This window comes from Actinoplanes derwentensis (assembly GCF_900104725.1).
Lineage (GTDB): Bacteria > Actinomycetota > Actinomycetes > Mycobacteriales > Micromonosporaceae > Actinoplanes > Actinoplanes derwentensis.
Genome location: NZ_LT629758.1, coordinates 1,969,033 through 1,992,473 on the forward strand (window position 1 = coordinate 1,969,033; position 23,441 = coordinate 1,992,473).

The 23,441-nt window shown below is 69.1% G+C and carries 22 protein-coding genes; 11 read left to right on the forward strand and 11 right to left on the reverse strand.

Features of this window, described 5'->3' with window-relative positions:
- The first annotated feature begins 9 nt into the window (after positions 1-9).
- From BLU81_RS08990 to BLU81_RS09005, 4 genes are all read left to right on the forward strand, one after another.
- Positions 10-414, forward strand: a complete 405-nt coding sequence (locus BLU81_RS08990; RefSeq protein ID WP_092543338.1) for a VOC family protein — start codon at positions 10-12, stop codon at positions 412-414.
- On the forward strand, positions 411-713 hold the full coding sequence (locus BLU81_RS08995; RefSeq protein ID WP_092543340.1) for a winged helix-turn-helix transcriptional regulator: 303 nt from the start codon (positions 411-413) through the stop codon (positions 711-713). The genes BLU81_RS08990 and BLU81_RS08995 overlap by 4 nt, the downstream gene beginning before the upstream one ends.
- Positions 714-978: 265 nt before the next feature.
- Positions 979-1,332 (forward strand): hypothetical protein, encoded by a 354-nt coding sequence (locus BLU81_RS09000; RefSeq protein ID WP_092543342.1) that lies wholly within the window; start codon positions 979-981, stop codon positions 1,330-1,332.
- Entirely contained in the window at positions 1,329-3,812 is a 2,484-nt protein-coding gene (locus tag BLU81_RS09005; RefSeq protein WP_092543344.1) for a CHAT domain-containing protein, read from the forward strand. Before BLU81_RS09000 ends, BLU81_RS09005 begins: the two co-directional genes overlap by 4 nt.
- Here BLU81_RS09005 and BLU81_RS09010 read toward each other — a convergent pair whose 3' ends face one another.
- Positions 3,813-4,349 carry a DcrB/PsbP domain-containing protein gene (locus BLU81_RS09010; protein ID WP_092543346.1) on the reverse strand — a complete coding sequence of 179 codons (537 nt, stop codon included), beginning with the start codon at positions 4,347-4,349 and terminating at the stop codon, positions 3,813-3,815.
- A 24-nt stretch (positions 4,350-4,373) separates the two neighbouring features.
- Positions 4,374-6,023, reverse strand: coding sequence for a hypothetical protein (locus BLU81_RS09015; RefSeq protein WP_157751420.1), 1,650 nt, complete (start codon positions 6,021-6,023; stop codon positions 4,374-4,376).
- Positions 6,024-6,251: 228 nt separating this feature from the next.
- Here BLU81_RS09015 and BLU81_RS09020 point away from each other — a divergent pair, with 228 nt between their 5' ends.
- From BLU81_RS09020 to BLU81_RS47775, 6 genes are all read left to right on the forward strand, one after another.
- On the forward strand, positions 6,252-7,274 hold the full coding sequence (locus BLU81_RS09020; protein WP_092543350.1) for an AAA family ATPase: 1,023 nt from the start codon (positions 6,252-6,254) through the stop codon (positions 7,272-7,274).
- Positions 7,262-8,251, forward strand: coding sequence for a DUF58 domain-containing protein (locus BLU81_RS09025; RefSeq protein WP_092543352.1), 990 nt, complete (start codon positions 7,262-7,264; stop codon positions 8,249-8,251). The genes BLU81_RS09020 and BLU81_RS09025 overlap by 13 nt, the downstream gene beginning before the upstream one ends.
- Entirely contained in the window at positions 8,248-10,215 is a 1,968-nt protein-coding gene (locus BLU81_RS49505) for a DUF3488 and transglutaminase-like domain-containing protein (RefSeq protein WP_157751421.1), read from the forward strand. Before BLU81_RS09025 ends, BLU81_RS49505 begins: the two co-directional genes overlap by 4 nt.
- A 240-nt stretch (positions 10,216-10,455) precedes the next feature.
- The gene (locus BLU81_RS09035; protein WP_092543356.1) at positions 10,456-10,998 is read left to right on the forward strand and encodes a nucleotidyltransferase domain-containing protein; all 543 of its coding nucleotides are present in this window, start codon (positions 10,456-10,458) and stop codon (positions 10,996-10,998) included.
- A 22-nt stretch (positions 10,999-11,020) separates the two neighbouring features.
- Entirely contained in the window at positions 11,021-11,680 is a 660-nt protein-coding gene (gene lepB / locus BLU81_RS09040) for a signal peptidase I (protein ID WP_092543358.1), read from the forward strand.
- A gap of 51 nt (positions 11,681-11,731) precedes the next feature.
- Positions 11,732-12,385 carry a lipoate--protein ligase family protein gene (locus BLU81_RS47775; RefSeq protein ID WP_407923900.1) on the forward strand — a complete coding sequence of 218 codons (654 nt, stop codon included), beginning with the start codon at positions 11,732-11,734 and terminating at the stop codon, positions 12,383-12,385.
- On the opposite strand, the gene BLU81_RS09050 is transcribed toward BLU81_RS47775, so the two are convergent.
- Both BLU81_RS09050 and BLU81_RS09055 read right to left on the reverse strand, forming a co-directional pair.
- On the reverse strand, positions 12,378-12,980 hold the full coding sequence (locus tag BLU81_RS09050) for a DUF998 domain-containing protein (RefSeq protein WP_157751423.1): 603 nt from the start codon (positions 12,978-12,980) through the stop codon (positions 12,378-12,380). The genes BLU81_RS47775 and BLU81_RS09050 overlap by 8 nt on opposite strands.
- 71 nt (positions 12,981-13,051) lie before the next feature.
- Positions 13,052-13,747: a hypothetical protein gene (locus BLU81_RS09055; protein WP_092543364.1), complete on the reverse strand. Its 696-nt coding sequence runs from the start codon at positions 13,745-13,747 to the stop codon at positions 13,052-13,054.
- 239 nt (positions 13,748-13,986) lie between these two features.
- Between BLU81_RS09055 and BLU81_RS09060 the strand changes: the two genes are divergently transcribed.
- Entirely contained in the window at positions 13,987-14,541 is a 555-nt protein-coding gene (locus BLU81_RS09060) for a hypothetical protein (RefSeq protein WP_092556806.1), read from the forward strand.
- A gap of 252 nt (positions 14,542-14,793) precedes the next feature.
- Here the strand turns inward: BLU81_RS09060 and BLU81_RS47780 are convergent, their stop codons facing one another.
- The 7 genes from BLU81_RS47780 to BLU81_RS09095 form a co-directional block, all read right to left on the reverse strand.
- The gene (locus BLU81_RS47780; protein WP_157751424.1) at positions 14,794-15,873 is read right to left on the reverse strand and encodes a hypothetical protein; all 1,080 of its coding nucleotides are present in this window, start codon (positions 15,871-15,873) and stop codon (positions 14,794-14,796) included.
- A 238-nt stretch (positions 15,874-16,111) separates the two neighbouring features.
- Positions 16,112-16,987 carry an alpha/beta fold hydrolase gene (locus BLU81_RS09070; RefSeq protein ID WP_092543368.1) on the reverse strand — a complete coding sequence of 292 codons (876 nt, stop codon included), beginning with the start codon at positions 16,985-16,987 and terminating at the stop codon, positions 16,112-16,114.
- 1,128 nt (positions 16,988-18,115) lie between these two features.
- Complete coding sequence (locus BLU81_RS09075; protein ID WP_092543370.1) at positions 18,116-18,433, reverse strand: DUF2834 domain-containing protein; 318 nt, start codon at positions 18,431-18,433, stop codon at positions 18,116-18,118.
- 247 nt (positions 18,434-18,680) lie between these two features.
- Positions 18,681-19,007 (reverse strand): hypothetical protein, encoded by a 327-nt coding sequence (locus tag BLU81_RS09080; RefSeq protein ID WP_092543372.1) that lies wholly within the window; start codon positions 19,005-19,007, stop codon positions 18,681-18,683.
- Positions 19,008-19,166: 159 nt separating this feature from the next.
- Positions 19,167-19,865, reverse strand: a complete 699-nt coding sequence (locus BLU81_RS09085; protein WP_092543374.1) for a hypothetical protein — start codon at positions 19,863-19,865, stop codon at positions 19,167-19,169.
- Complete coding sequence (locus BLU81_RS09090) at positions 19,862-22,048, reverse strand: site-specific integrase (RefSeq protein ID WP_157751425.1); 2,187 nt, start codon at positions 22,046-22,048, stop codon at positions 19,862-19,864. The genes BLU81_RS09085 and BLU81_RS09090 overlap by 4 nt, the downstream gene beginning before the upstream one ends.
- Before the next feature lie 260 nt (positions 22,049-22,308).
- A complete protein-coding gene (locus tag BLU81_RS09095) occupies positions 22,309-23,349 on the reverse strand; it encodes a tyrosine-type recombinase/integrase (protein WP_092543378.1) in 1,041 nt (346 codons plus the stop codon).
- Between the last annotated feature and the right edge of the window lie 92 nt (positions 23,350-23,441).

A 23,441-nucleotide genomic window follows, 5' to 3' on the forward strand; every position in this document is an offset into this window, starting at 1 on the left:
ATGGCCCGCATGAGCCTCTTCATCACTTGCCCGGTCGACAGCGTCGAGCGCGCAACCGCCTTCTACACGGCCCTCGGCTGGACCCTCAACGCCGATATGTCCGACCACAACGTGTCGTGCTTCGCGATCGCGCCCGAGCAGTACGTCATGCTCGGCAGCCGCGAGATGTACGCGAGCGTCGGCGGAGTCGAAGAGCTGATCGGCGGACCTCAGACGCCCTCGAAGGTCACGGTCTCGTTCGACCTGGGCAGCCGCGAGGCGGTCGACGAGCTCGTCGACCGCGCCGGCGCAGCCGGCGGGCGGATCGGTGACACCGACGACTACCCCTTCATGTACCAGCGCCAGTTCGACGACCCCGACGGCTACCACTACTCACCGTTCTGGATGAAGGCGGACGCCGACCCGACAGCGTGAGCGACCTCGCCGCGGCCCTCGACGTCGTCGGAGCACGGTGGGCCCTGCTCATCGTGGAACGGCTGCTCGACGGGCCACAACGCTACGGCGATCTGCAGCGCGACCTCGGCGTGCCGACGAACATGCTCGCAACACGCCTGCGCGAGCTCGAAGCGGCTGGCGTGCTGTTTCGCCTGCCCCTTCGACACAACACCCGGGCCTATGCGCTGACCGATCGTGGGCTCGCCTTGCGCGAGGCGATCGCCGCACTCGGCAACTGGGGCAGGAACGACGCCGGGGAACCGTCTCTCGAATCATGATCTGGTCCGGAGCAGGATCCCCGCGAGGGTGAGTGCGGGCCTGCTGCCGCTGTGACCAGCGGCAGCCCGAGCAATCGACCGCGCCGTCGAAGAGCGCGACGACGGCTCGATCCTGGAACCGCCACCGTCGCCACTGACGCTCGTTAGCGTCAGCGGGGCGGCGCACAGCCGGAACGTATCGCCATGTCGGGTGATGCCCCGGCGCACCGGCCGGGGCACGATGGACGGACGCTCCAGCCCCGAACAGACCTTGAGGAGGTCACCGGTGGCGCAGATCCGAATCGTCTTCGACCCGAGCCTGAAAGTGGACGCCCAGCAGCTCGCGAACCTGTGGGCGAACGACCCGGAGGCCAAGGAACTGCTGGCCGGGCAACCCGAGGTGCACCGCGAGCGGCCGGGAACGTTCGACTGGCAGACCGTGGTCGAGTTCCTGGTCGTGCCGCTGGCGGTCAACGTGGCGAGTGACATCCTGGTCGGGATCACCACTCGCCTGTACCAGCACTACCGGCCCGGCGGCACCGCAGCCGTCTCGGTCCCGGAGGTCACCGGTGATCAGGATCGGACCGTGGTCGTCGAGAGTGCCGAGGTGGAGGCGCCCGGCGACGAGCCGCGGACATGACGCTGCCCGGCATCACCACCATCGAGATCATCCAGGCGGGGCGGCCGGTGGCCGGCTCGTTCGAGGCGCAGTTGCGGATCGACGGCCACTCGATGATCAGCATCGCCGTCGCGGATCCGGGTATCGCCGGTTTCGAGGAGACGCTGAACTGGTACCACGAGGTGCTGCCGAACTTCCCGCGTGCTTCACCGGCCCGGCAGGAACGAGCCGAGAAGGCGATCCGGGACTACGGTCACCGTCTGTTCAGCCAGGTCTTCGGGACACCCGACGCGATGTGGGCGCTGGCCCAGTACCGCGCGGGCCGCTTTCAACATTGCCGTCTGGTGGTGTCCGGCGAGATGGCGTTCCATCGACTGCATTGGGAGCTGATGGAGGAGTCCGCCAACCATGAGCCGCTGGCTGTTCAGATGCCGTTGCAGCGGGGCATCTTCGACCGGCAGGTCCCGGTGTCCCCGATCGGGTCGGGTCCGTCGCTCAACGTCCTCGTCGTCGCGGCACGGCCACTCGGCGCGGGTGATCTCGACTACCGCAGCATCACCCGGGTGCTGCTGGCGGAGTCCTGGAACACCGAGATGCCGTTCCGGGTCGACGTGGTGCGGCCCGGAACCTGGCGTGCGCTCAGCCGGCATCTGGCCGATCAGGAGGACGTCTATCAGGTCGTCCACTTCGACATGCACGGCACGATCGGTGTGGCCGCGGACCTTCGCCGGGAACCCGAGGTCCGGATGTCGATGGGCCCCGGTGGTACCTCCGACGACCGCAGCGCGTTCCTGATCTTCGAGACCGACGAGCCCGGTGTCTGCGACCTGATCCCGGCCTCGGAGGTGGCGCAACTGCTCTCCGACAACAGCATCCCGATCGCCGTGCTCAACTCCTGCCGGTCGGCGGAGGTCCCGAGCGGGGAGCCCAGCCTGGCCGAGTGGATCGCCAGCTTCGGGGTGCAGGCGGTCGTCGCGATGGCCTACCCGGTCACCCCGGACACCGTCTCCCGCACGATGGCGGTGCTCTACAAGGAGATCGCCAAGGGCATCGGCCCGGCGGAGGCGGTCCGCAAGTGCCGGAAGGACCTGCGGGCCGACCGGCGTCGTGAGGTGTCCCAGAAGCAGATCCTGAGCCTGCAGGACTGGTCGGCGCCGGTCATCTATCAACAGCCGGTACCTCTGGACCTGAACCTTCGGGCGATGACCCGGGACGAGCGGACCGCACATTTCAGCAGCAGGGGCGCGGCGGGCCGGGAACCGACCGAGGTCAAGGGCCGCGACTACGACGTGTTCGCGGTGGAACGCCTGATCACCGGCGACGGCCCGCGAACCCTGCTGATCCACGGGCCGGCCGGCGTCGGGAAGACCTGGTTCACCACGAGACTGCTGCGCTGGTGGTGGCTGCGGACCGGGCTGGCCGCCAAGGACGTGGTGGTCACGATCGACGACGGAGCCCTCACCACCGTCTCCGCGATCGTGCGTCACATCGCCGGGATCGTGCTGACCGTCGACGAGCTGGCCGGTTTCGACGACCGGCCCTGGGGAGCCCGGCGGGAAGAGGTGGCCCAGCGGCTCCGCTCCCACCCCCATCTGGTGATCATCGACAGCGGGCGGAGTCCACTACCGGACCCGCCGGAGCTGGGCGAGTTCCTGCGCCAGACCGACAACGGTCAGTCCCTGATCGTCGTCACCTCCCGTTCCGAGGAGCCGGCCCTGGCCGACGACGCTTTCGGCGGCAAGCGCTACCAGCTGCGACCCACGGTCTCCACCTCGTGGCCGATCCCGGCAGCCACCCCGGTCCCACCGGAACCGACCACCGCGGAACCAGATCCGGAACCAGATCCGGAACCAGATCCGGAACCGGAACCGGAACCAGATCCGGAACCGGAACCGGAACCGGACGACGTCGTGCCCGCCCCGCCGGTGACCATGCCGGATTCGGAAGGCAAGCCGCCCGGCACCCGGCCGGTGCTACCCGTCGTCGGCATCGGTCTCGCCGTCGTCCTGGTCGCCACCGTCGGATTGATCCTGCTCCGGAACACCACGGGCCGAGGGACGCCCGGTCCGGCCACCACCGTGGAGGCTTCGCAGGCGGCCACCGAACCGGATTGGGTGAGTGGCCCGGTGGTCGCGGGCGTCACGATCACCTCGCCGACCGAGGGGCAGACCACCAAAGCATGTGTGACGGTGCGCGGCACCGCCACCGGCCTCTCGCCGGAGCAGACTGTTCTGCTGGCGATTCGGAACACCAAAGCGTCTGACGGCGAGCTTTACTTCTTTCACCAGGTAAAACTGGACGGCACCGGCTGGCAGGCGAAGGAGGTACACCTGGGTAACAGCACCAACCAGGACTTCGACATCTACGCGCTGGTGGGGAACCAGAAGTCGATCGACGAGGCCGAAGAAGCCGCTCCGGGAAACTTCACCAGCCAGACACCGATCAATGGAGGGCTGCGACAGGGCGCCCACATCGGTGTCCACCAGAGGGACGAGTGCTGATCAAGAACAGTCGGCCGGCCCACTGCCTTTGACCCGGTTCAGGTCGACGTGCGCGGCGACTGTCGTGCCCTGCGGATTCTCCCGGGAGTGCCAGCCGTCGACTTTGGTCTCCTTGTTCAGCTTCGTGGCCAACTTCAGGTCGATGATCAGGATCTCGACGCGGAAACTCTGACCGGCCGCACTGTCCTTGTCACCGAACCACTGCGGGCCGGTCCAGGTAGCGAGGTCCTTGGGGTACTCCCAGTCGGTGACCAAACCGAAGTAGCGTTCCGGGTTTCCGTTGTCCTTGTTGCGGACCCCGATGAGGATCGTCTTGTCGGCGGGCAGGGCGGCCCGGCCCCGGAAGATCTCGCACCGTTTGACGTCGGCTTCGTCGGCCGGGAAGTCCAGGACGACCTCCCCGGCTTTGAGCTCGACCGGAGCCGCCGTCGAGGTGACCACCGGGGTCGCCGGGGCCGGGATCTGCTTCTGCTCCGGTTCGTCGCAGGCAGCCAGGCCGGCGACTCCGGCCAGCAGAAGAACGGCTGCTCGTTTCATGGCTCTCTCCTCGATGGGTGTGGTTCAGGAAGTCGTGGAGAACGTGTTGGAGATGATCTCGACGCCGTCGTGCAGGGCGTGGCGGGGGAACCCGTTCTCGCCGTTCTTGTCGGCGGTCAGGTTGTCGCGCAGCCAGTCGCGGCCGCCCTGGGTCCGGCCCGCGACGATGGCGAAGTCGCGGGGCTCGCCCGGTTCTCCGGAACCGTTCAACAGCCGGACGGGGTAGGTGCCCGCACCGTCGATTTCGGTCTTGGCGAACCAGTCGTCCTGGCTGTGGCTGACGATCCAGTACTCGTCGGTACCACTCGCTTCCTCACAGATGGTGACGGTGATGCGCGGCCGCTTCCCGGTACTGTCCTGGTCGTCGACGAATAGGGCGGTCAGCTCCCCGTCGCAATCCTCGAGTGGATCTTCGGTCCCCGACGGTGACGGGCTCGGCTTCGGCGATCTCGAAGGCGATGGGGAAGGCGATCGGGAAGTGCTCCGGCTGCCCGTCGTCGACGGTCGCGGTGACCGGGCCGGCTCGGAGGCGGCCGGAGGCGGCGTAGTCGTCGAAGTAGGAGACGGCGGCGGTGGCGAAGAACGAAGCGGTGTCACTGAGGGTGACGGTGGCGGGTTCGAGGTGGCCGCCGGGGCCGCGGATTTGACGATCCGGCGGGCCTGCCCGTCGTGGACGGCCCAGGCGATCCGGCCACCCACGTCGTCCAGCCAGAGAAAGCTCCCGCTGCGGTGCACGTCGACGTCGAGACGCCCGGGTGCACCGAATTCCAGCGGCTTCTCCTCACGCAGCCCGCCACCGATCACGAAACGGTGCACCGTCCCGGCGGCCGGGTCCGGCAGATGGACCAGGTCACCGTCGACGGCCGGCGGACCGGGATCGAAGGTGAGAACCTGACGGAACTGGTCACCGCCGCTGACCACGATCAGCTCACGGCCGCGCAGCAGCGCGAACCCACGGCCGTCCGGTGCGGCGGCGAACGCGTCCGCGGGACCGGACGAGATCGTCGCGGCCACGGTCGGCTCGGTCCCCCGTACCAGAAAGATCTCGCCGTTGTCGCTGTTGAATCCGGCGACACCGTCACTGGTCCCGGCGAGCAACGGAGCCGTCGCGCCCAGCCCGCGAACCCGGGTCGCGCCCGTCGCGTCCACCCTGGTCAGGTCGCCGTCGGCGGCGACGAAGAGAGCACCCGGTGCCGTCGCCCAGCCGGTTACCCGGCCGAGGCGATGGGTCGCGGCCGGCGCGAGGGTCCCGGCGTCGAGCACGACAAGATCATTTGCTGGTACGCGGTACAGACGCTCACCGTCCGCAGCCACCACCCCGTCACCGGCCGGAGCCGTGACAGCGACCCGATCCCGGGCGTTCAACCGGGTCACCGTCCCGTCAGCGGCGGAGACGACGACTCCGCCCGGCACCGGCAGCAGCCGCATCCCGTCCGCCGCCGGAAAAGACAGGCTGTCGACGATCTGCGCCGGACCCTCGGCGACCAGGGCGTTCGCCCGCACCAGGCGCCCGTTCGCGGCGGCCAGCCACATGGTGGCCGGATCGGACGACGGCGTGGCCGCCCGCAGGCCGCCGCTCCACAGTCCCGCGGCGGCGACCAGCGCCGGAACACCCAGCAGCGCGACCCCGTAAGCGATCCGACCCCGATACTCACCGTAGCGACGCATCGTCACTGTGCTCACCTCGCAAGAGGAGCACTCTACGGTCGGAGCTACGCGGAACGGGGTGCTCGATCGAGTGGATTAACCGGCCCGAGCGGGCGAAGGATGAACCGGATCATCCGGTAGCCCGCACACTGAACGGTCACATCGGACACCGATCGAATGACTCTGCGTCACAACAGCCGTGCCGGGGGCTAGCGTTGCGCCCGACCATCATGTCCGGCACACGGGAGACCCCGGATGCAGACGAGCGACACCACGGCAGCCCTCGGTTTCGAGGAGTTCGCCGCCCATTTCGAGTGGCTCACCGGGCAGGTCGAGCGGCAGCTGTCCGGGAAACGGCACCAGGTCCGGCGGGCGTTGCTGTGCCTGCTGGCGGGTGGTCACCTGCTGCTCGACGACGTGCCCGGGGTGGGCAAGACGACCCTGGCGCGGGCGCTCGCGTCGGTGATCGAGGACGGCACCGCCAGCCGGATCCAGGGCACCCCGGACCTGCTGCCCAGCGACATCGTCGGCACGTCGGTCTTCGAACCGGACAGCCGCCGGTTCACGTTCCGGCAGGGTCCGATCGTGGCGAACATCGTGCTGTTCGACGAGATCAACCGGTGTGCGCCGCGCACCCAGTCGGCGCTGCTGGAGGCGATGCAGGAGCGCCGGGTGACCGCGTTCCGGCACGAGGAAGTGTTGCCGGACCCGTTCCTGGTGGTCGGCACCCAGAACCCACAGGAGACGCTGGGTACGTACCCGCTGCCGGAGGCGCAGTTGGACCGGTTCCTGCTGCGGCTGTCACTCGGCTATCCGGACCGCGCGGCCGCCCGGGAGATGCTGAAGACACACGGCCGGGGCGCCACCGGCTCCGGCCGTGGACTGCCGGTGGAGACGCTGCTGGCGATGACGCGGTTCGCCGCGGCGGTGGAGGTCACCGACGCGGTGTACGACTACCTGCTGGACATCGTGGACGCGACCCGTGACCATCCGGAGACCGCGCTGGGTGCGAGTCCCCGGGCCGGGGTCGATCTGCTGCGTGCCGCCCGGGTCAACACGCTGCTGCGCTGGGACCGCCGTGACGGCGAACGACCCTACCTGCGGCCGGACGACATCCGGGACATCGCCGTCGACGTGCTGGCGCACCGGGTGGTGCCGGCCGACCGTGGGATCCGGGGTTCGGCACCGGCCCAGCGGGACCTGGTGGATCGGATCGTGGCACAGGTGCCGGTCCCGCAGGAGACACCCCGGGCGGGCCGGCCTCGATGGTTCCGCTGACCGCCGACGGACTGCTCGTCGCCGCCGCCGGAGCCGCGGCACTCGGCGGTGGCCTGGTGTTCGGCTATCCGATGGGTGTTCCGGTGGCCGTCGTCTGCGTGGTTCTCCTGGTCGCCGGGCTGCCGGTGCCGCCGTGGCCGGGCCGGACGCTGCGGCTCGGCCTGTCCGCCGACGCGATCACCGTCGAACGGGGCGCCACCGTCACCGTCACCGTCGTCTCGACCGGCCGAACGACCGCCCGGTTACGGGCCGTCGCCGAGACGTACGACCTGCCGGCCGGCTCGGTCTGGGTGTCCCCGCCGCTGGCCCGGGGCCTGCACACGATCACCGTCGACCGGGTGGAATCACGCGGCCTGCTCGGGCTGTGGCGCCGCCGTATCCCGTTCACGGTCGAACCCCTGCAGGTCACGGCCCTGCCCCGGCACGTCGATTTCGGTGATCCACCGGACGTCGTCGACCTCGAACAGGACGGCCGGCCCGCCCGGATGGGTGCCGGGACCGGATCGTCGTTCGCGGGGCTGCGCGCCTACCAGCCCGGCGACGATCTGCGGCACATCGACTGGGCGGCGTCCGCCCGCTCCGGTGGCGGTGACCTGCAGGTCCGGCACTTCACGCCGGCGCTCGCCGAGGACCGGGCGGTCGTGCTGGACCCCCGGCCGGCGGCCGATCCGGAGGCCTTCGAGGTCGCCGTCGACCTGGCGTACTCGTTCGTGCTGGCCGGAGTGGACCTGCTGATCGACGGTGAACCGGAGCCGATGCGCGGTCTGGTGGCGACCCGGGAGGCACTGGTCGGCCTCGTCCCGCGTACCGCCGTCCTCCGGTCGTCCCGCCCGCCCGGGACGGTCGCCGTGATCACCGCGACGAGCGACGATCAAGAGCTACGGCGGGCGTACGGGTACGAAACGGTGCTCGTCGGCACCAGCGGCACGGATCTCGCCGGTGCCGCAGCGATGTGGTCCGGGCTGGTGTCCCGGTGACGCCGGCGCTGCCACTGGAACGGGTCGCGCTCGCGGCAGGCGCCGGGGCGGCCGGGCTCACCTGGATGCCGGCCTTCACGTCGCCGGCACGGGTGGCGCTGGTGGTGTGCGTCGTCGCGGTACTGGTCGGTGCGTTGCTGCCGCGCGGGTGGTGGGCGGTTCCGGCGGCACTCACCGGGCCGGTCGTGGCCGTGTTGCTCGGTGGTGTGACGGGTGACCTGTCCCTGCGGTTCGCCGAGTCGATGGTGACCGGCCCGAGCCGGGCACTGCGGCTCACCCTGCCGCTACCCGCTGAGCTACTACTCGTGCCGGCGCTGCTCACCGGGGTTGCCGCGGCGGCCGGTGCGGTCCTTGCCCGGCAGCGGCCCGGCAGTCTGGTGGCGCTCGTCCCGGCCGCGCTGGCCGGGGCGTACGGCGTGCTGGCCGCGGGTCTCGACGCCACTGTTCTCGCTCTTCTCGGCGCTCCCCAGGTGATACCGGCAGCGTTGGGTGTGGGTGCGGCCGGTTTGCTGCTCGTGGCGGGCCGTCGCCGGGCCGGGGCACCGGCAGGTGCCGTCGCGGCGGTAGTGGTGGTCCTAGTGGTGGCGGTTCCACTGCTCGGATTGCTCCGGGTGGCGCCGGGCGGGGCTGATCCTCGTGATCGGTTCCGGACCGCGGCGCGGTTGACGGCGGGTGTGGACGTGATCGACCAGGTCGGCGGCTGGCTGTCCGCACCGGACGGGGAGGTGCTGTTCAAGGCCGACGCGGCACCGGTTCCCCGGTGGCGGCTGGCGGTGCTCGACGCGTACGACGGTCAGACCTGGCAGTCCACCGACCTGCCGGTGCCCGCCGGTCTGGGGGTTCCGCCCCACCACGGTCCCGTTCCGGCCGGGGCGACCACGTGGACGATCGAGCTGGTGGCGCTGCGTGGCCCGTACCTGCCGGTGGTGGACCGGCCGATCCGGGTGCAAGCACCGGTCGACGCGGTCGGGCCGCAGACCGGGAACCTGTTCACCACCCATGCCGTGGCCGCCGGAACCCGCTACCGAACGACCGCGCTGACCGGCGCGTTCGCGGCCAGGGCGGCCCCGGTCACGGCGGCTTCGCGGGACGTACCGGCCGATCTGGCGGTCGCGGTGCGCGATTTCCTCGGATCCGTGGCGGATTCCGCACCCGCCCCGGCCGTGATGGCGGCGCTTCGCCAGGGCCGGCGCAACGTCACCGGCGCGCCGGTCAGCGCGACCGCGACCGCGGTGCAAGGGCTGCTCCGGCAGGGCGGGACCGGTACGACGGTGCAGTTCGCGACGGCGTTCGCTCTGGCGATGAGAATGCGGCAGGTGCCGGCTCGAGTGGTCGTCGGATTCGCCGCGACCACCGTCGTGCGCAGCCGGGACGTCCAGGTCTGGACCGAACTGCACCAGCCCGGCACCGGCTGGGTGGCCTACGACCCGGCACCACCCCCGAGCCCGCCGGACACGCCGCAGCCGGCACCGGCCGACCCACCGCCGCTGGCCGGCGATGTCGCGCCTTCCCCTGATCCGGCACCGTCCGCAGTGTCTTCGCCCCGCCCGGCCGGGCCGTCGACGCCGTGGCTGTGGCCGTGGCTGTGGATCACCCTCGCCGTGGTGGCCCTCGCCGTCCTGGCGCTGCTGCTGTTCCGATGGTCGATTCCGGTCATCCGGCGAATTTGGCGGCGCCACCGGCCGGGCGGGCCCGACGCCCGGGTCGCCGCCGCCTGGCGCGAGGTGTTCGACGCCTGTGAGCCGCCACCCGGAACACCACGGGCGACGATCACGCCGGCCCGGCTCCACGAACTGCTCACCGACCGGCTCGCGTCCGCCGAACCCGACGGGCGCACCCTGCGCGACCTCGCCGGCCGGGCGCTCTACAGCCCACAATCGTGCACACCCGCCGACGTGGACATCGCCTGGCGGGCCGCCGGGAAAGTGCGCCGGGCCATAACCGGCGCGGCCACGTCCCCGTAAGGGCTGGATTCTCTCGTTCGGCCGCCCGTTCCCCGACGCGCCCGCGCCGGACCGGGAGCCGATCCATCTGGCGACGGCCACCTTGGAACGGGTGCACCAGCAGCCCGCCGCCCTGACGAACGCCATCGTCGTCCCCGAAACGCAGATGAGCGACACGAAGACCGGCCGCACCAGCGGCGCCACGGTCAAGGCCACCCTCACCGGCGCCTGAATCTCTCCTCGCGTGGCAGCATCACCATCATGGACGAGAAGACCGCAGGACAGCTGCGGCTCATCCGCGAGGTCGTCGCGGTCCTCCGGGCGGACGATGTCCCGGCGTGGCTGTTCGGCGGCTGGGGACTGGATGCGAGGATCGGCCGGATCACCCGTGAGCACGGCGACGTGGAGTTCTGGGTCGAGCGGATACATGCCGAGCGTTCGAAGGCGCTTCTCGTAGCCGCCGGTGCCACGGTTCTGCCGACTCAACCGCCGGAGGAGTCCTGCGAGTTCACGTGGGACGGCGTCCTGTTCAGCACCGCGTATTTCGATCGGCGGCCGGACGACTCGTTCAGCCAGCCTCTCGGGCGGTTCGCCGACTGGCTGTTCCCGCCGGGATCGTTCGGTGCGGAGCCCGTGACCCTCGACGGCACGCCGGTTCTGGCCATGAGTGTCGCGGGCCTGCTCGCCATGAAAGAGCAGTTCCCGGGCCTGCGCAACGGCCGGCCCTGGCGGCCGAAGGACGTCACCGACGTGGCGGTGCTCCGAGGACTGGCCGGCCCGTCCTCGACACCCCCGGCTTCGTGACTCGGCGTCGTAGGCTTCGGGTGTGATCGAGGAGCAGACCGAGAAACGCAAGAAGTCCTTCTGGCGGGAACTTCCCATCCTGCTGGGGGTGTCGATCCTCGTCGCCGTTCTGGTTCGCACCTTCGTGCTTCAGACCTTCTTCATTCCGTCGGCGTCCATGCAGCACACCCTCGAACTGTGGGACAAGGTCCTCGTCAACAAGGTCGTCTACACCCTCCGCGAACCGCGCCGGGGCGAGATCATCGTCTTCGAAGCGCCAGCCGTGTGGCATCCGGGCGCTGACGGCGAGGACTTCATCAAACGGGTCATCGGCCAGCCCGGCGACAACGTGGTCTGCTGCGACACCCAGCGCCGTCTGATCATCAACGGACAGTCCCTGGACGAGCCGTACGTTTATGTGGAATCCGACGGCACCCGCAACCAGGTCGCCAGTCAGAATTTCGACATCACCGTCCCGGTGGGCCGGCTGTGGATGATGGGCGACCACCGTGAGGCGTCCGGTGACTCCCTGCAGCATTACGCGCAGAGCATCGCCACCGATGAGGCCGGCAAGATCCAGGAGGCGACGATCCCGATCGACGCGGTCGTCGGCCGCGCCTTCACGATCTTCTGGCCGCCCGGGCACGCCACGCTGCTCTCGGTGCCGAAACAGTTCGACGCGATCCCCGACGCGGGCCGGTGACGCGTGACAGTGCTGGTCGGGAACGAGACCGTGGGTGGTCCGGCCGATGATGTGGCGCTCGGGCCGTGGCTGCTGCGCCATGGACTCGGCGGCGCACGGGACATCCTGCGTGTCCATTCGCCCGAGCCGACAGCGGCTTTCAGCCGCCGGGACACACGGCGGCTTGGGTACGAACGGGCTGCTCACGCCCTACGACAGCAAGGTTTTGAACCGGTTGTCCGTCCGCAGGGTGGAAGCCTCGCCGCTTATCATCGCGGCAGCGTGGTCGTCGACCATGTCCATCGTGAGCCGCCGGAGACCTTCGATCCGGTCGAGCGGTTCCAGCGGTTCGCCCGGCTGCACGCCGCGATCCTGGCCGGGCTCGGCGCGGACGCCCGGATCGGCCCGGTGCCCGGCGAGTACTGCCCCGGCGACTACAGCATCAACGCCGCCGGTACGAAGATCGTCGGCTCGGCCCAGCGCGTCACCCGCGACGGCTGGCTGTTCAGCACGGTCATCCAGGTCACCGGCACGGAAGTACTGCGTGGTGCCCTGACCGCCGCGTACGGCGAACTCGGCTACGACTTCGACCCGTCCACCGTCGGCACCCTCGAGGACGTGCTGCCCGGCCTGACCGTTGCCGACGTCACCGCCGCGGTCCTGACCGCCTACGACGTGACCGGCCCGCCGGTGCTTTTGCCCGCTACGACCCTCGCTACTACTTGACCGGACCACTGGTGTCTCGGCCAGCTGCCCCGGCGTCTGCGCGGGAACTTCGGCGGCAGGACAGCACCACCACCAGCGGCCAGCAGGCCTGAGCGCCCGCGGCGACACGTTCGGCGAGACCGGTAGGGCCAACGCCGGTGAGGGTCGTCGTGAACCACCCGACCAGTCCGAGCAGCACCACCGCCGCGGCGAACGCCACCACCGGACGTAGTACCGCAGGGTACAGCCCCGCCGGGCTGCGGGAATGCCGCCGCCAGGCGAACGCTGGCCACACCGCCAGGGCCGCGAACGCCAGTCCAGCGACCACGGCGTGTTCCGGAGCCGGCCCGGCGATCGGCAGCGGGAACACCGCCACCAGCGCCGTCGCGACACCACCGAGACCGAGAACAATCCGGCCAGCACGAGCCGGCTGGGACAACCCGAGCGCTGTCACCACGTGACAGACGCCGACACCGATCAGGGCCGCGGTCATCAGCCACCGGTCGGTGGCACCCCGCGCGGCCAGCGCACTGATCGTGTCCACCGTGCTGTCGAACCCAATGGGCTGGCGTCGAGCGGCGAGTGTCCAGCCCCCGATCAGCAGAACCGGAGCCACTGTCGAGGACAGTACCGCCCACCAGGGCACGGAGACCTTCACAGACGACCCGGCCGTTCGGGTGGACGGCTTCACGACGGCCCGGCTGATCGGGTGGTCCGGCGGGCGTCGTGCCAGGCGATCCAGGCGGTGCTCATCCGGGGTGATCGCACGGGCTCACCCCGGCGGCGGGCGCGGAGCTGCCCGATCAGCGAAGCCGGGGCGGCGGCCTGCTCGACCGCTTCGCTCTTGGTGAGCAGTTCACCGGTGCGCAGGGCGTGACGACCCCGGGCCATCGAGGTGAGGCCAAGGTCCGCGATCACCGGATCGAGCCACAGCCAGGGCCGCCGGGCCGCCCACGCCCAGTAGCCGGTCAACTCGGCACGGGCCGCCGCGCGAACATCATCAGCGGTCATCGCCGGGAACAGTTCCAGCGGCTGGCGACCGAAAACGGTCCGGCCGAAGGTCACCAGCTCGGCCCGGGTGATCCCGGAGACGATCCGCTGAACGAGCCTGCCGTGCGTCCAGGTCGGATGCCGATCCCCACCCGCACCGATCCGATCACCGTCGATGTAGGCACACCCGAGGTTCACCCGATCCCACCGCGGATGCAGAGAAGCCAGGACTGCCTGACGCTTTTCACCGACCGGCCCACGCGTCACCGCGACCAGGTCGAGATCACTGACACCCTCGATGTAATCACCGGACGCCAGCGACCCGGCGATCAGCAGATCGCTGACCCAGCCCAACTTGGTCAGCTCTTCACCGAACTCGGCCACCGCCCACATGCTCAGAGGCTAGTCGACGACAGCACCGATCAGGTTCCGGCTACCGCCCCACAGGACGAATGATTCTGACGGCCATCAGCCGAGATCAGCGATGCGGCCACAGCGCCTTCAGCGACGGGTCCCCTTCGGCCCGTCAGACGCGCGGATCGCAGATCAGTACGTCCGGCACCGGCCTTTGCCAAGCTCATCAATTGACTCCCGAGCGGATGGTTGGGGTGAGGTATTGGCACGATCCCCTCATGGAGATCCAACCCGGTAGGGGCGTAGCCGCAGCGCGAATCGGTGAGACCCGGGAGACAGTGGAGAACCGGCTCGGGCCTCCGATGCATCCCGGGAAGGTGAGCCGGGCGGTCTACGACATCGGCCGGCTGCTGGTGATTTCCTATACCGGCGACGATCTCGTGGAACTCGTTGAGCTTCCGCATGATGCAGGCAGGGGAGATGAGGCATTCCTCGACGGCGTGCAGCTGACCTGGCGGTTGTTGGACGACGTGGTCGCGGACCTGGCGGCGAAGGGCTACCGATACGAACAGGACGAGTCGTCGAGCTTCTTGTTCGAGGCGGGCTTCGTGCTTTTCTCAGCGGGATCGCGTACGCCCCGGGACTTGGGGCTGGATGCCGTGGAGAACGCTTCCCGATCCGTTTGTGAGGGCGTCTCGGTGGGCCCCTATGAGTATTTCGCCGCGGAGCCGACCGAGGAGCAGGTCGCAGCATGGGAGCGGGAGTTCGAGGCGGCCGTAGCGGCGATGGACGCTGACGAGAGCATGCGGAAGTTTCGTGGGCTGCTGGAGTAACAGCAGGGCTGCTCTGTGAGGTGCCGAGCGTGATCTGAACATTCCGGAGCCGTGAAAGGCGGCGTGGATCAAGTCGGCTGGGGTCGAGGTTCCGGCGGGCTCGGTCGTTTCGGTTGGAGGTGCATGGGTCGGCGGGTTGCCGCATGCCGGTTCATCCGGGCGCCGCGGGTGTTGCGCAGATTCGGGCCGTCGTCACGCTGTTCGCTGGCCCGGTCGATCGCGCGGGCCAGCGACGGAAGTCGGCAAAGTGATTCATAGGTAGTCGAAGAACCGCCAGAACCAAGTCGCCTCCTCAGACCCGGATACCCAATAGTTCGGGCCTTCGTACGGCAAACCGAGGATGCGCTCGGGAACGAGCCGGAGCTGCAGCTCAGCCGACACCTGCTCGACGCGGCGGTAATCTTCCTGATGTACCGGCGGGGTTGGGCCGGCATCAGGTGCGGGCCCGACCCGGTACGGCAGGCACGTGGTCAGGCCGCCGAAATTGCTCAGGATCACCGCCAGCGGGAAGCAGGCCCCGCTTCGCCGGTCGTGAGTGCGGGTGACTTGGGCCGGGATCCGGATGATGCCAAAACGAGCGGCGTCCTCCTGTGGGCCTTGCCCTCCGAGCAGCGGGCAGCCAAAGGCCTCGCTCAATCCGTCGACCAACTGATCGAATCGAGTCTGCGTCGCCGCACGATCGAAGTCGCCCGGGAACTCCAAACCGCCGGCCGAGCCCAATCGGCCCGGCTCGTCCAGGGCACGCAATACCGACAACCATTCTGCTTCGCCCGCCGACCGCGCACCCGCCTCGATATCGGTGGCATCGCCCATGGCTGGAGGGCTGCCCGTGTGTGGGGACGGGCCCGGTGCCGAGGTTGGCTTCCCCTGCTCGGCGTACAGGCGGCCGTCCCCACACCGATGGCGGAACTCGGCCGCCATACCGCAGCGGCGCCCTGGGCAGACACCTGCCGCGATCAGTTCGTCACGCAGTTGTGGCGGCGTGTTCGGATGGTGAGCGACTACGTGACGTTTCTTGGCGGCCGTATTCGGGAGTCGGGCTGCTTCCGCTTCTTCTGCTTCCTGGCGGGCCAGAAGTTCCAGTGCCACCGCGGGAGTTCGCAGGTGATACAAGGCCTCATTTCGTACGCTGCAGTCCGCATCCTGCAGGAGGGTTGCGACGGCGTCCGGAGGGGTGTTCGGGTTCCGGGCGGTCCACACCCTTACCGGCCGAATCGGGTCGGCCGCCAGTTCTCGGAGGCGCTGCTCTGTTGTAGCGGTGGAGCGCGCTTCGTGCACCCTGAGGAGTCCGAGCTTGTTCTCGGCCGCCGACCGAATGTACTGGTATTCCATCGCGGCATGATCTCAACAGCGAGTCTGCGGTGCACCTGCAATTCCACTGGTGGGATGCATTCAAATCGGCACGAAAAGGCTCCTTCGCGTACGACTCGGAGGTCTTCCGTCGTGTGCTGCGAGAGCGGCACCTCGCTCCGCCGACTAGCGACTGGTCGCCAGCGCCTACGGCGGCACCGGTTCAGCGCCGAGAATCCGGAGATCTCCGTAGCGCCGGGCCACCGCCCGGCAGCCCAGGTCACAGCTGGATCAGGTCGGCGATCTCCTCGGGCAGGCCGGGTGACGTCAAGACATGGCCCATCCCTGGTACGACGTGCAGGACCGCGCCCGGGATCGCGGCGGCCAGGGCCTCTCCGTGGCCGAGTGGATAGAACGGATCCTGGTCGCCGTGCACGATCGCGGTCGGCGCGGTGATCGACGACAGCGGAGTAAGCAGACCAGGGTCGGGCATCCACACGGCCCGGTGATGGTTGGCCGCAGCGGCCGGGGCGGTGGCCCGCGACAGCGCCAGCTCGAGCATCGCCCGGGCGGCCGGCTCGTCGAACGGCCGGACCGGCCCGTTGAAGACCCGGAACAAGGCCACGTCGGACTCCACACCCGGCGGCAGCTCAGCAGCCAGATGCGCGAGATACGACGACGTCGGCGGCGGCAGATCATCCGGGTCGGCCGGCTCCCCGGCTCGCGCTCGCGCCCAAACCCGACTCGGATCGTGACCCATGAGCGAGCTGGACATCACCGTCAACGACCGCACCCGTTCCGGCGCGTGCACGCCCAGCCACTGCGAGATCATGCCGCCCAGCGACGCCCCGGCCACATGAGCGGAATCCAGCCCGTAGCCGTCCAGCACAGCCAGGCAGTCGCGAGCCATGTCCCCGATCGTGTACGGGTGAACGTCGAAGTCGACGATGCTCGACCGGCCGGTGTCTCGATGATCGAACCGGATCACCTGAACACCACGCTCCACAAGCCGGTCGATCAACGCATCGGGGCAACTGACTCCCTGAGCGGCCGAGCCCATGACCATCAGAACAGCAGGGAGTCCCGGATCCCCGACCCGCTCGGTCCAGATCCGCAACGATCCGGAGGCCACGTATCGCCCGTGCGCGTCCACCATGGCGGCACGGTAACGGCTTCCTGCCGACGGACGCCAACACTTTCCGCCGGACTTGGGGTGGCGGTCGAGGTTCTTGCGGCCTCGGCCGGGTGCTTGAGACGCGGGGTTGCCGCGTGCTGGTCCATCCGGGCGTCGCGCTGCTTATCCGTGATCAGTAGCTATTTGTGCAGGCGAGAACGTGTGCGACATGTTGCAATCGGCGTCGGCGTCGGCGTCGGCGTGGGCGTCGGCGTACGGGTTCCGGTTCCGGTTCCGCACGCCAAATGTGCGGAGGCCCCGTGGACACGAAGCGCTCTGTACGCCGCGACGGCGGCGGGGCCGGCGACCTACCTCCGCCGCTCACGGTAATTAATCGATGAACGTGAGATGGTGCCCGGATCGCGGCAGAAGCGGGCGGCGACCATCGCTACGTCACGAGCAGTCGAGGCTGACACGTTGCGTGGCCGGCGCCGCGATGCGAGCATCGGGACCATGATGATCAACCGAAAGGGCCATGCCGCGTAAGCGGCCTGGCGCGATCCGCGCCGCGCAACAAGCCATCGGTCGTACCGTCCGCCAGTGGACCTGCGAAGGCGGTGGCCCTATCGACCAACTGTCGCTTGCTACAACCGCCGCCGTCCGAGCGGTCGAACATGGTGCCTCCTTCGGTTGGTACGTAGGGGGAGGCGGGGAGTGCTACGACCCTGACCCGTTCAATGAACACATTCGGCCCGGACGTACTGCTCACTTCCTCCTGGAATATCGAAAATTCCTGCGCCAACCGGGACGGAAGCTTCGCCTTGAAGCCTCACTCTGTCCTTCCTGTCCCGGCTGCCAGTACGACGACCTAGCGCTCGTGCGAGACGCGTTGGAGGCCGTGACCCGCCTTCTACCGTTATCGGCACGCGCTGAGATGCGCCGCCTACTGAGCTGCCTCGACGGGGATCTTCGACGCCGCACTCTTCCCGACTCCAGCCCCAGAACAAGCTGGAATGGTGAGCCCTTGCCATGGTGGCATCGGCGGATCTACAAGAACTGACTTCCCGTCCGCACATCGGCACGAGCGGGCGCCGGCCGGCCCTCGGCGGCCGTGACGCCATGTAGCGAGCGGATCGCGGCAAATGAGGATGCCGCCCGCGCCTCCTAATATCAGCGTTCGTCAATCTCGCCGACCTGTCGGAGCGCCAGCCACAACGGCAGGCCACAGCTGGGTCCTACAAGTAGGGTCGCGATTGCTACGGCCCACTTGGTGCCGATCAGGCGAGAGTCACGCATCGCGCCGACCAGCACCGTGACACCGCAGACGACCACATCAAGAGCAAAGAAGGCGGCACCCGGCGAGCCGAACGCCTGTTGCGACAGCCGAACCAGATCCAGGCCATGCCGACTGATGAAAACGGCAAATGCCGCATAAGGAACGACCGCTCCGAGCACTGCCAAGCCGACGTAGACGCGTCGCGACACCATCCGGTTGCCTCTCGCCTATGCGGCTGGTTGCGTTGGATCACCATAGGCCATCACGATGTCACCGGATCGGCGCTATTGCCCTCGGCCACGTGAGGACGAAACGTCAGTGCGCGGTGCCCAGATCATTTCGGCAAGCATCCTCAACTCGGCATTACCTGCATATCAAGCAGATCCGGATGTTGAGTAGGGCACGCCGGGCACGCGATCGTCGTTCCACTTTTGAGGAAGCGGAACAGGACAGGGCAGGTCAGTCAGACGGCCGCCACGGCGGCCGCTCCGCTTCTCGCTTGACGTGCCGGGCCTGCTTGAGCGCCGAACGCCACCGCTTCTCCTGAGCCGCCGGATCCGGGGCGTCGGCGGCGGTCGGGGAGTCGGCCAGCGCCGTCCGGATCTCTTCGACCTGCCAGCCTACGGCGAGAAGCCCGGCGACCTGGTGGGCAAGGGAAGCGACGCGGCCGCGGGCACGACGGCGCTCGGCATCGGTGTCGCCGAGCTTCCACGGCAGCGCGTCGACGATGGCGTCGGCCTCGGGCAGGTGGGCCTTGATGTCCGGCGGGGACGTGTCGGCGGTCATGGGCCGCATCTTCTCGCAGCGCCGTGACACGGAAGAGGGGGCGCGCCGCCCCGCTCAGCGCTGATCCGGGTCGAGCGGCTTGACCAGGCCGACCGCGTCGTTCCACCACCACCAGCTGCTTCTCGTACGCCGTGGGCCCTCGCGCCCCGACTATGCAGTTCAAGACATACGCCGACAATCGGTGGCGATTTGGGTCCGCAGCTTCATCAGTTCCTGGCGAGTGGCACGCAGGTCGGCCCTGGCCTGGTCGAGGTCGCGTAGGTAGCCGCGGGCGATTTCTCGGGTGGCGGTGAGTTCGTCGGCGAGGTCACGGCCGGTTTCCTGCAGGCCACGGGTGGTGTCCCGTTCGTCCATCAGCTGCACCCGCAACTCGGCGGCCTCCCGTTGCAGTTCCTCCACCATGCCGTGGTCGGGGTGGGTGGATGCGGTACCGAGGGCCTGGTGGGCGTCGCGGCGCAGCTGGGTCAGCTGGCGGCGCAGCTCGACGCCTTCCTGTTGGGAGGCAAGCAGTCGGGCTTTGAGCGCCTTGGAGGACGCGGTCGCTTCCGGGTCGGCGTGCCGGGCGGGCGGCTGCTGCCAGGAGGCGTCCCGTAGCCGTTGGACTTCTGCCAGCAGGTCCGGGTTGCGGCGCAGGGTGGCCGGGTGGACGCCGGCGGCCCGGGCTACGGACTGCACGTTGACCGGCTGGTCCTGCCTTTGCAGGGCCACGATCGCGGTGGTGATTCTGTCTCGGTTCGCAGTGGCTTGGGCTTTCTTGGTCTCGATCGCCCGGGACGGGTCCCGCCCGCTGGCTGCGGCCTGTGGGTAGAGCTGGGCCGTCGTGGTGGTGGGTTGCGCGTCGGTCGTGTCGGGGGTCATGGCCGGGCCGTCGTGGGGAGAGTGGTGGTGCCGGCGAGGTTGAGGCCGCCGGAACGGATGCGGGAGCGGAAGTCCCGCACGATGTCGGCGGCGGTCTCCACGCGTTCCCGTTCTGCCGGGTCCAGGGCATCCAGGTGGCCGGTGAGAACGCTCAGCATGCGCCGCCATCCGTCCCGGCGGGCTGCGAGGACGGCGACGTGGTGGGGTTTGAGGGCGGTCTCTTCCTCGATCTCAAGTCGGGCCAGGGTCATGGTGCAGGTGTGGATCTCGGTCTTGATGTCCGGGATGTAGCTGGGGTCGGCGGCGAAGTGGTCGCAGCCGAAGCACATCCGGTCGTACTGGCACCCTTCGCGGCCCAGGGCCAACACCTGCGGGTTGGTGCAGTCGTTCGTGGTCATGTCCCGCGCCGGTGCACTGGCCAGGGCAACGCCGTTCGTGGCGGGGCGGCCGTAGGTGTTCAGCCGGTGCGTGGCCAGCAGATCGACTGCCTCCCGCAGCTTCTCGTCCTGGACCCGCACATAGGAGTTGATCGTGGTCTGCACGTTGCCGTGGTCGGCGAGTTCTTGGACCAGGAAGATGTCGGTGCCGAGGTTGACCAGGTGCTGCAGATAGGTGTGCCGGAACAGGCGGACCTGCAACTGGTCGGGGTTGATCCGCGTGGCGCCGAGGTTGACCCCGGGGATGCCGCCGCTGGGGTAGCCGGCCGCGAGCGGGAGCCAGCCTTCTCCCAGTGGCTTGAACCGGGCCGCGGATACGGAAACGAACTCCATCGGCCGACGCCCTCTCAACGGGTTGGGGCGGGGTGGCGTGAAGGGGTCCGGGAACATGGGCAGATCGCTGAGGTCCGCCGGGGCGTACTTGCTGCCTGCCGCCCGGGCGGTCGCGTCGGCAAGGTAGTCGATCAGTATCTGGGCTGTCGGGGCCGGGAGAACGTGCTCCTCGTCGGCGACGTGCAGGGTCTGTCCGGCCAGGGCTCGGCAGGGCAACTCGCACAAGGCCTCGAGTGGCAGGCCTGCGGTGGCCTGGTGGAGGTGGGCGAGCACGATCGCCTGCTCGAGCAGCGTCACCCACAGACGGAACCAGGCCGCGAGGATGACACTCCTCATGGGGCGAACGCCGGCAGGGTTGGCGTGGGGCGCTGGCAGCAGGGCCAGGGCGGCGAAGGGTGTGTCGGGGTATCGGCCACGCAGCCGTGGGATCCAGTCCTGGACGAAGGCAGCGGTGCGGGCATCGACCGGCAGCCACACCTGGTCCCGGCCGGACTTGAAGTTGGTGTAGAGCAGTTCGCCGGCCCCGGCGTCGGCGACCCGCACTCGGTGAGCGAGCAGGGAGCACAGCTCCTCGGGCCGGCGGCCGAAGCTGGCGGCCAGATGCAGTGCGGTGACGAACACCTCCCCGCGGAATGTCCCGCCCGGGATGCTGCGGGCCAGCTCCAGCACTCGTGGCCCGAGCAGGTCATCTGCGCCGAGGAGGAACCGGAACGTGGCGTCGGGGAATGCACGGTCTTCCCGGACCATCTGCTTCTTGTCGGGATAGTGCCCGTGGTGAACGGTGAACCCGGCAGGAAGACCATGACGGTCGACGAGCCCCAGCGCCCGGGCCTGCGACAAGACAGCCCCCACCCCCGCCACCGTGCCCTCATGCATCACCGAGGTGACGTCGCGGTCCGCCCGCAGCGCGGCCACGAAGCGGTCCATCGCCGCAGTGGACAGCAGCCGTGGGGCGCTACCCGCATCGGTGCGGGTGGCCAAGAACCGCGACAACCGTCCCACCGAAAGCACCCACGATGCCGCCGAGCGGACGGCGAGGTGATGGATGCGAACCCGCAACAGGTTGACTAACAGGTCCCGAAGCCACGGCTGGGTGATGTCACCGACGCGCAGAACCAAGTTCGGCGCACCGGGCTTGACGACCGCAAGCCTGATTTCGTCCCGGTCCCACTCGCTCTCCGGATCGGCATTCATGATCGTCAGGCGCGCCCGCCAACGGCGCACCACGATCCCCACGACATGCGCGATGCGAGTGTCGTCCAGCTCGAGCAGGAAACACCCCGCCTGGTCCTGTATCGCCCGCACCACTGACCGCGCCGAGGAAGGCCTCATCTTCGTCCCGCCAGCGGCATCTGCGGCCAGGGACGCCAGGACCTCCAGCGCCATACCTGGCGCCAGGTCTCGGGTTCTCACCGTGCGACCTTTCGAATACGTGCTGCCCATGTTGAGGTGGTCTCCGGGCTCGTACTCGAACACGCCGCTGCCGGGATCCCATCGGTCAAGGGCCCACTGTTGCAACGGCAAGGTGAGCAGCCGCCGCGCCCACAACGGCACGTCGTCACCGTTCAGACCAAGTGCAGCAGCCAGCGGCAGAGCCTGCACGGGCAAGGTGGAGGTCGGAACCGGCCGCAGCGAGGGTCTTGATCCAGAGGTAGAGCTGGAGGCCAGGGTAGTCATCCGGCGATCCCGAGAAGTCGCTGGCGCCAGGTCGCCAGTTGGGCGACGGCGGCGGTGAGGGTGTCCATCCGGGCGTGGGTGTAGATCTGGGTGCTGGTCGGGGACCGGTGTCCGAGCAGTTCCTGGACGGTGAACGCCGGCGCCCCGGCGTCCAGGAGCTCGGAGGCCCACTCGTGCCGCAGCAGGTGCGGAGTCACCTCTTCGAGCCCGGGGATCGTCCTCACCTTGGTCTGCCACATGCTGGTGAACCCGCTGATCGACCAGGCCCTGCCCCGGGTAGGCCCGGCCAGGGAGATCGTCAGGTAGGGAGACTCCATGCTCTCCGGGGCGTGATCGAACGCCCACGCCTGCCAGTCCCGATAGGCCTGCAGCACCCTGGGCGCGATCGGCACGACCCGCTCACAGGGCGACTTGGCCCACGCGCCATTGCTGTTGCGGCGCCGGCGCACGTGCAGATGCGGCCCGCCATACACGCGGCAGCCGAACACCGCAGCGACCTCCGGGCCGATGCACCAGTCCTCGACCCGCAGCCCAAGGGCTTCCCCCTCACGCAGCCCGGCTCCGTACAGCAGCTCCACCATCCACCGGTCCCGCGGCGACAGGTTCACCGTCAGCAACGCCGTCACCTGCTCCGGTCGCAGTCGCCGGGCCCTCATCGTCTGCGGGGCGGCGGGGGTCTTGAACCCGGTCACCGCCCGGCCGGCCACGGCCGAAACCCGCCCGTTGTGCATCGCCCACCGGTAGAAACCCTTGATATGGACCACCCGCTGGCTGACCGTGCTCGGTCGCCGCAACCGCGGGTCACCCGGCAGAGCCACCACCTTGCTCGTCAAGGGCAAGTCCTTCGGCACCGTCTGCAGTGCGGCCACGAACCGGGCGAACGTCACCGCGTCCACCGTCAGCGGGTCCGCCCCGATCCCGAGGCACCATCGCCACCACTGGGCCAGGGCCTGCGCCTGGGACTTGATCGTGTTCGGGGCCGAGGTCGAGACTTCGGAGACGATCAACCAATCGCTGACCTCGTCCACCCTCCGCATCCCGGACTCGTCGTGGCGGACCAGCAGCCAACCGGTCCACCCCGGACTCGGCTCATACGGTGCGGAATATACAAAACCGGGCACGCAGGAAA

Excerpts from the sequence above, each read along its gene's own strand:
- BLU81_RS08990 (WP_092543338.1), top strand. The coding sequence starts at position 10 with ATGAGCCTCTTCATCACTTGCCCGGTCGACAGCGTCGAGCGCGCAACC.
- BLU81_RS09005 (WP_092543344.1), top strand. The coding sequence starts at position 1,329 with ATGACGCTGCCCGGCATCACCACCATCGAGATCATCCAGGCGGGGCGG.
- BLU81_RS09010 (WP_092543346.1), bottom strand. The coding sequence starts at position 4,349 with ATGAAACGAGCAGCCGTTCTTCTGCTGGCCGGAGTCGCCGGCCTGGCT.
- BLU81_RS09020 (WP_092543350.1), top strand. The coding sequence starts at position 6,252 with ATGCAGACGAGCGACACCACGGCAGCCCTCGGTTTCGAGGAGTTCGCC.
- BLU81_RS09025 (WP_092543352.1), top strand. The coding sequence starts at position 7,262 with ATGGTTCCGCTGACCGCCGACGGACTGCTCGTCGCCGCCGCCGGAGCC.
- BLU81_RS09035 (WP_092543356.1), top strand. The coding sequence starts at position 10,456 with ATGGACGAGAAGACCGCAGGACAGCTGCGGCTCATCCGCGAGGTCGTC.
- BLU81_RS09055 (WP_092543364.1), bottom strand. The coding sequence starts at position 13,747 with ATGTGGGCGGTGGCCGAGTTCGGTGAAGAGCTGACCAAGTTGGGCTGG.
- BLU81_RS09060 (WP_092556806.1), top strand. The coding sequence starts at position 13,987 with ATGGAGATCCAACCCGGTAGGGGCGTAGCCGCAGCGCGAATCGGTGAG.
- BLU81_RS47780 (WP_157751424.1), bottom strand. The coding sequence starts at position 15,873 with ATGGAATACCAGTACATTCGGTCGGCGGCCGAGAACAAGCTCGGACTC.
- BLU81_RS09070 (WP_092543368.1), bottom strand. The coding sequence starts at position 16,987 with ATGGTGGACGCGCACGGGCGATACGTGGCCTCCGGATCGTTGCGGATC.
- BLU81_RS09075 (WP_092543370.1), bottom strand. The coding sequence starts at position 18,433 with ATGGTGTCGCGACGCGTCTACGTCGGCTTGGCAGTGCTCGGAGCGGTC.
- BLU81_RS09080 (WP_092543372.1), bottom strand. The coding sequence starts at position 19,007 with ATGACCGCCGACACGTCCCCGCCGGACATCAAGGCCCACCTGCCCGAG.
- BLU81_RS09085 (WP_092543374.1), bottom strand. The coding sequence starts at position 19,865 with ATGACCCCCGACACGACCGACGCGCAACCCACCACCACGACGGCCCAG.
- BLU81_RS09095 (WP_092543378.1), bottom strand. The coding sequence starts at position 23,349 with ATGCGGAGGGTGGACGAGGTCAGCGATTGGTTGATCGTCTCCGAAGTC.